This window comes from Paenibacillus sp. AD87 (assembly GCF_001659845.1).
In the GTDB taxonomy this organism is placed as follows: Bacteria; Bacillota; Bacilli; order Paenibacillales; family Paenibacillaceae; genus Paenibacillus; species Paenibacillus marchantiae.
In genome coordinates this window covers 1-1,289 of record NZ_LXQN01000002.1, presented here as the reverse complement: position 1 = coordinate 1,289, position 1,289 = coordinate 1, and the positions used below count along the sequence as shown (strand labels likewise).

The 1,289-nt window shown below is 36.9% G+C and carries 2 protein-coding genes; both read right to left on the bottom strand.

Annotated elements, in window-relative coordinates; all coding sequences use genetic code 11:
• Window positions 1-121: 121 nt before the first annotated feature.
• Window positions 122-790 (bottom strand): deoxyribonuclease V, encoded by a 669-nt coding sequence (gene nfi, locus gpAD87_RS00015; protein ID WP_064635669.1) that lies wholly within the window; start codon window positions 788-790, stop codon window positions 122-124.
• 160 nt (window positions 791-950) lie between these two features.
• Window positions 951-1,289: toxin-antitoxin system YwqK family antitoxin (locus tag gpAD87_RS32045; RefSeq protein ID WP_063565641.1), on the bottom strand; the 339-nt coding region annotated here is incomplete at its 5' end.

Genomic DNA, 1,289 nt, shown 5'->3' with positions numbered 1-1,289 from the left:
TGGAAGTATATCCCTTGTGACATCCAGCGGACTAAATTTGCCTCTTGACCCCTTCTGACCTGGTGATGACCTTTCCGTTTTGAATATTCACCCAGTTAGCATTCTGTGTACAGTAATAATCCTAAGTTAGAGTAGTTTTAACAAGATGGTCAGCTTGTCTAGTGGTTTCAGGCAACCGATACTTAGGTGAAAGTGCCAGTATCCAATTACATGAAGTTTCTAAAGAGATACGGTGACCAATTGACACGAAAATAGGATTAACATTGTTTTGAGTTCTCAGTACCTTGCCAATTACTTCACTGTTATCGATTAAAGGTGAATAACTACCGCGTTGGGATTCGGGCTCCACAAATGTTCCTATCAATCTAGTTTTCCCACACCCGATCGTTGGTGTATCTAAAAGTACTCCTAAGTGGCAAGCCAAGCCAAACCTTCTTGGATGAGCGATGCCCTGTCCATCACAAACAATTAGATCTGGCTTAATTTTTATTCGCTTAAACGCCTTAACAATTGGAGGTAACTCTCTGAATGAGAATAATCCAGGGACATATGGAAATCTAACTTTATCTTCAATTACTACTGATTCTACTGGTTTTAGCGAATTAACATCCAAAATAACTACTGCTGCAATTAAACTATCACTTCGTTTACTATATGCTACATCAACTCCAGCAACATAATTCACCTCTGTAAATTCATCTTGTTTAATGACTTTTTCAGCTAAACTATATTGAAGGACAATGGCCTCTTTCTCGCTTATTTCCCATGGATGATTTAATATTTGCTCCATTATAATCACCTTTCAATTTGATATCCTGTAATTGATTTATTTGTTCAAGTAATCATTGATTCCCTTAGATGAGTAACCATAAGTATGTAGTATGTAGTGAAGTTGGCGAGAATTTACTCACAGTTCCTATTTTCCATTTTTGAAAGTAACTTTAAAACCATCAAGAAACTGATGTTGATCTAATCTCACCATTCTTGAACCAAGAAATAGACTTTCCAGCAATTGCTCCCTTACGCATGCGTTTAAATCCTTCTATTTTACCATCTTCGTAATACGTGACATAATCACCATCAGGAACTCCATCCACATAGTAACAATAGTGAGCCAAATTCCCATTGCTATACTTTTCGTAAACAAGTCCTGTTACTGGATTTCCTCCATCTTCAATAGACCTATCAAAAACTTGGTCCCCGTACTCTCCATCAAAACAAACATCTCCTGTAAATTCTAAACCGTTTAAAAGAACTTCTTCCTTCGAGAGTATATTTATTTCCTCCAT

Excerpts from the sequence above, each read along its gene's own strand:
- nfi (WP_064635669.1), bottom strand. The coding sequence starts at position 790 with ATGGAGCAAATATTAAATCATCCATGGGAAATAAGCGAGAAAGAGGCC.